Source organism: Dyadobacter sp., assembly GCF_051859145.1.
Taxonomy (GTDB): domain Bacteria; phylum Bacteroidota; class Bacteroidia; order Cytophagales; family Spirosomataceae; genus Dyadobacter.
On record NZ_JBHYGF010000321.1, the window covers coordinates 1 to 4,960 of the forward strand.

General features: G+C 44.4%; 5 protein-coding genes. All 5 read right to left on the reverse strand.

Going from position 1 to position 4,960, the window contains the following annotated elements:
- Positions 1 to 195, reverse strand: a 195-nt coding sequence (locus ACTIE6_RS17385; protein ID WP_439557849.1) for a hypothetical protein, incomplete at its 3' end; no start/stop codon positions are given.
- A gap of 844 nt (positions 196 to 1,039) precedes the next feature.
- Positions 1,040 to 1,498, reverse strand: a complete 459-nt coding sequence (locus tag ACTIE6_RS17390; protein ID WP_439557850.1) for an ABC transporter permease — start codon at positions 1,496 to 1,498, stop codon at positions 1,040 to 1,042.
- Between the two features lie 109 nt (positions 1,499 to 1,607).
- Positions 1,608 to 2,267 (reverse strand): ATP-binding protein, encoded by a 660-nt coding sequence (locus ACTIE6_RS17395; RefSeq protein WP_439557851.1) that lies wholly within the window; start codon positions 2,265 to 2,267, stop codon positions 1,608 to 1,610.
- Positions 2,268 to 2,297: 30 nt separating this feature from the next.
- Positions 2,298 to 3,863, reverse strand: coding sequence for an IS21 family transposase (istA, locus tag ACTIE6_RS17400; protein ID WP_439557852.1), 1,566 nt, complete (start codon positions 3,861 to 3,863; stop codon positions 2,298 to 2,300).
- A gap of 196 nt (positions 3,864 to 4,059) precedes the next feature.
- Positions 4,060 to 4,960 (reverse strand): ABC transporter permease (locus ACTIE6_RS17405; RefSeq protein WP_439557853.1); only part of this gene is annotated, 901 nt, incomplete at its 5' end.

The following is a 4,960-nucleotide window of genomic DNA, read 5'->3' on the forward strand; positions in this document are numbered from 1 at the left end:
TGCTAAGCAAGCAGGCCCATACAAAATAGGTTGAAACTCTGATTGTTTGGTTTTTGTTGTTATTTGTGTAATCTTGTATAGATTAGTGCACATTTGCATCAAATTGTCCATTTCAGTCATTATGCCAGTAGCAATAATAGAGATTGTTTTAAGTGTTGCAGCAATCCTTGGCGGTGCTTTTACAGTTCTGTCCAAGTTGTTTGGTGGACATGATTCGTTTCGCGTAAAACGGAAAGGCACTGATGAGTGGGTGGAAGTTAATGACCTAAGCAAGAAGGACTTAAAAAGACTTCGGGAAACGCTAGCTAAATAATGCCTGCGAAGTCCCCGATAAGTACAGTCAAAAAATTTGACCTGGAAATATGGATTCCTACTGCCATAATTGGCCTAGCAAATTTTATCCCTTATCCAAGCCTTCAAGGCGTAATATCAATTGTAGCCCCTTTCGGAGGCCATCACCTAGCCAGGTGGATTAACAACAGCTCAATTCGTAAACAGCGTAAGAATTTTAATAAGCTTTTGGAGAATGAGATTACCCTATTAGAACAGCAAATACCTAATTCTGTAGAACCTCGCAGATCAGATCTTCAAAGAGAGCTTGATGATTATCGAAAGATGTTATCTGAGAGCAAAAGAGATATGCTCGAATTTGAAAAGCCTACGTCGAAAAAAATTTAGATTCAGACTAAAGCACATCTGCATTTAATTGACTCAGGGTTAATAATTGTCTTTTACAATTTGACTGCATTAAGCTTTACATGTAGTATTTCCGACAAGCAAAACTACCGAAATCTAACTATGATTAATTTTCTCTTATTCTGACAAACCAACGGTCAGAAGGAAACAGGCTGTGCAAAACATTTCTATTAAAATAGTGCAAAAAAAATTGAAGTTTACAAAAACGTACCTGGCTCTAAGTCTCAATCTCACTATACCTCCTTTTATTAAGAAAATATTTATGAGCTAGCTATATGGAGCCAAATCCATAAGGTATATAGAATAGGCAAAGAAAAATGACCCCGGGCACCTACGTGCATTTTTAGTTACTTCTTAAACTTCTAACCGGATCCATCAGAGCCGCTTTAATACTTTGCCACGACACTGTTAAGATTGACACCACAATTGTAAGTAATCCGGAAAAAGCGAAGACCCACCATTTAATTTCGATCTTATATGCAAAACCCGTAAGCCAGCGGTGCATGCCAAACCATGCCAGCGGGCAAGCAATCAAAATAGCCAGCAAAATTAAGATTAGAAACTCTTTCGAGAGCATTCCTGCAATTTCTGCAACTGAGGCCCCCAGCACCTTTCGTACACCATTTTCCCTGGTCCGTTGTGCAGCTGAAAAAGTAGAAAGGCCGAACAGCCCCAGGCAGGCGATTATAATGGCAATGACTGTAAAATAGGAAATGATATCAGCAGTACGCTGGTCTTTTTCATATCGCCGTTGAAAATCCTGATTGGAAATTCCGGCGAACTTGAGCCAGTGTTCCGGCAAACTGAGCCGGTCTTGGATTGGTATTGAAGCGAGATAAAATTAATGGTTTTTTGCTTTTCTTAATGAGCTTCCCTGCAGATTTATTCGGTGTGCGTTAGCTGTCAGTCTGTCACATATTGCATCTTAAACTTGGATCGTTAATGTAGTCATGCCAGTTGCCAATCGGCATTTGTGCCGTAATGATTGTTGAGCCAGAAGCATATCGGTCCTCCAATATTTGCAGTAATGCCATCTTGATGTCGTGGCTAAGCGGCTGCAAGCCGAAGTCATCCAGGATCAGCAGGGGGGCTTTGGCGATTTGATTGAGCCACTTGATGTAGGTTCCGTCAAGCCTGGCGAGGGCCAGTTGTTCGATAAACCGGTTCATCGGGTAATAAAGCACTTTATAGCCTTTGACGCAGGCTTGCCGTCCCAAAGCGCAAGCCAGGTAAGATTTCCCACAGCCAGTGGCACCTGTAATCAAGACATTTTCGCCTTTCTGGATGAATGAGCATTCACTCAGCCGGATTAACTGTTCTGGGGTGATACCCCGATCGGGTTTGCAGCTCACCTGCTCGACGTATGCAGTATACCGCAACTTGGCCAGTTTTAAATAGAGCTGGGTCCGGTATAGAATTCGCTGCTCATGTTCGGCTTCCACGAGCATAGCCACCATGGCATGGGCCTCAGGCTGCTGGTGTACGGGCTGCTCGGCGATAGCCGCATAACGAGCGGCCATACCTTGTAGTTTCAGTCGGGCCAATTGTTGATAAGTTTGGTCTGTGTTCATTTTTGATCTGTTTATTTGAAGATTGATCTTTTACTCGTAGGCGGCTGCGCCGCGAATGTTATCGTGGTCGGGGGTTTGAAATAATGCTGTCTGGGTCAGCTGGGGCGCCTTGTCCAAGTTATTGGCAAGAATATTGGCCAGGGTTTTGTAGCTGTAAGAACCTGCATGGACGGCGCGCTGACAAGCGGCCTCCAAACGCTCTTTACCATAAATGGAGCCTAGGCGCAGTATCCCACGGCAGGAGTTGAATGTTTGCTCGGTGAATTGTCGTCCCTTCAAAACCCCGTCTATATAAGAGCCAGTCGCCGGGCCAACCTGAAGAGCCTGCCTGAGGAAATAATCGCTGTCCCAGCCTTTTTGCTGCTGGTAGACGCGATGGTTTTCTGGCATGTGCTCCCTGAGAGTCGTGTAGCCATGCTCGTTAAAAAAGCGCTTATGGACCGCGATCCGCTGGTGTGCCAGATAGATCTCAACAGTCTGTTGATCATAAATGATGGTCACCTGCTTACCGATATAATGGAAGGGTACGCTGTAGTGGTGCCAGTCTTCTCCCAGGGTGACGTGGTAGTTCTTCTGGACTTTGGCCGAAGTGCTGTGCTTCATAACAAAGGACTGGTCTGGCAACGGTTGCAACAAGTGTTGCTCGTGCTGGGAAAACTGTTGCCAACGACTGTAATTTTTGCCCTGAAACGTCTTGTTGTTATGCAGCTCCAAGTGCTTGCGAACGGCTTCGTTCAGCTCCTGGAGACTAAAAAACACTTGATCACGTAAGGGGGCATAAATGCGTTGATAGGTGATCTTGACATGGCCCTCAACAGGGGCCTTATCTTTAGGTTTAGCCGGTCTGGTAGCGACCAGGGCAATGTTATTATGCAGTGCCCACTGCTGGATCAGCTCGGTGAACGTTGGTTCATAGCGGTTGGTTTTTTGTACCACCTGCCGCATATTATCCGTTTTTAACGAGAGCGGGACACCTTTGAAGTAGCGCAGACAATTATTAAGTGCCGCCAACAATGCTGGAAGTCGGGCATTAGGTAATGCTTCCACGTAGGTATAATTGCTAAATGGCAAGACGCAGACTAAGACTTGACAACTGATCTGTTCGCCGGTGGCTTTGTCAAAATAGTGCAGCTGCTTACCTGCAAAATCAATCATCATTACATCCGCAGGCTGGTAGCGGATATGAAAGCTGGCTTGCATGATTTTGCCAGATTCATTGAGGTGATGGCAAAACTGTGAATACCGGTAACCATCTGGATATTGAGCTAAATATTCTTCCCAAAGTAGCTGACGAGTTACGCCAGTATCTTTAAGCTCAGAAAGAAAATACGCCAGTCGCTCACGAAAATTCGCTTTACGTGCAACTTCATTTTGAACAGATGGCGAATCTGCATAAACCATTGATGATAATATACCATCATCCAGGGCAAGCAGCTGTCGAAAAGAGTGAGGGCCTGCTAGCAGCCGGTCTTTGTAAAACTTAATTGTATTGCGCGAAATGTGAAGTTGCCTGGAAATGTTCCGCTCTGATACATTCCGGTCCAGTAGTTGTATGATCAATCGCAGTGTCTGCATCGAAGTAACTTTGTTGGCCATCCTTTGCTCTTGTTTTTTTGCAAAAGATGGGTGGTTAAGTACTTCAATACCAATCTGGGGTGGCTCTCTTTGCCAGAATCTTACATTCAAGTGGCTCAATATGCCGGAATGTCAGTAAATATCTACTGGCTCAGTTTGCCGGAATCGTTGCCAAACATACGATTTATGACTGGCTCTGTTTCCCGGAATCAATGGCTCAAGTTGCCGGAACACTGGCTCTCTTTGCTCCGGAATATCCATCCTGATCAAGAAACGAATAGGTAAACGGTATGTCGGAGCCTATTTTGATCCACAATTTTTCAAACTCAGAAACCAGCTTGCCATAATCCCCTTTGCGTACATCTGCGATCAGGTATTGATGCTTTTCTGTAATAGATGTAGTGAGCGCATAAGGTCGGATGGCGGTGTGCAAGCTTTCAAAATTGAAATCTTTTACTACACCCACTATCTGAGTTTCGCGGCGGGCGTTGCCAAACTCATAAAACAATCTCTTACCAATGGCAGTTGTTGGATCAAACCCCAATTTTTTCACGGCCGCTTCATTCAGAATTATACTACTCGAATCAGCACCAAATTCCTTTGAAAACGGTCTGCCAGCTACCATCGTAAATCCCAAGGTCTCAATATATTCTGTTTCCACAGTGGCAAAATGAATGTCAATTGCCTGTTGCATTGTTTGATTTTCCTTATAGAAAAGCAAATCTTCCATAGTTTCAACGCCTGGGTGAACCGAGCCACTGGTGACCGATACAACATCTGGATTTCTTAGAAGCTCATTCTTCAAGACTGAATAATTAGCCGAAGTCTTCGTGCTCTTCAAAGGAATGATCATTTTTTTGCCTTTATCAAATCCAAGATTCCGGTTTTGAATAAATGATAATTGCTGCCAGGCCACAACTGCCCCCAGGATCAGGACAATTGAAATCGTGAACTGAAAAACAACCAGCCCCTTGCGTAATGCAATCGTGGCCAGACTACTCGTTACTTTTCCTTTTAATACGCTTACCGGCCTAAAAGAGGATAAATAAAATGCGGGATAAAGACCTGCAAGCAAACCGGTTACCAACGTCACACCTGCCATCCAGAGCAATAGAAAT

Coding starts and splice junctions, on each gene's coding strand:
- istA (WP_439557852.1), bottom strand. CDS start 3,863: ATGGCCAACAAAGTTACTTCGATGCAGACACTGCGATTGATCATACAA.
- ACTIE6_RS17395 (WP_439557851.1), bottom strand. CDS start 2,267: ATGAACACAGACCAAACTTATCAACAATTGGCCCGACTGAAACTACAA.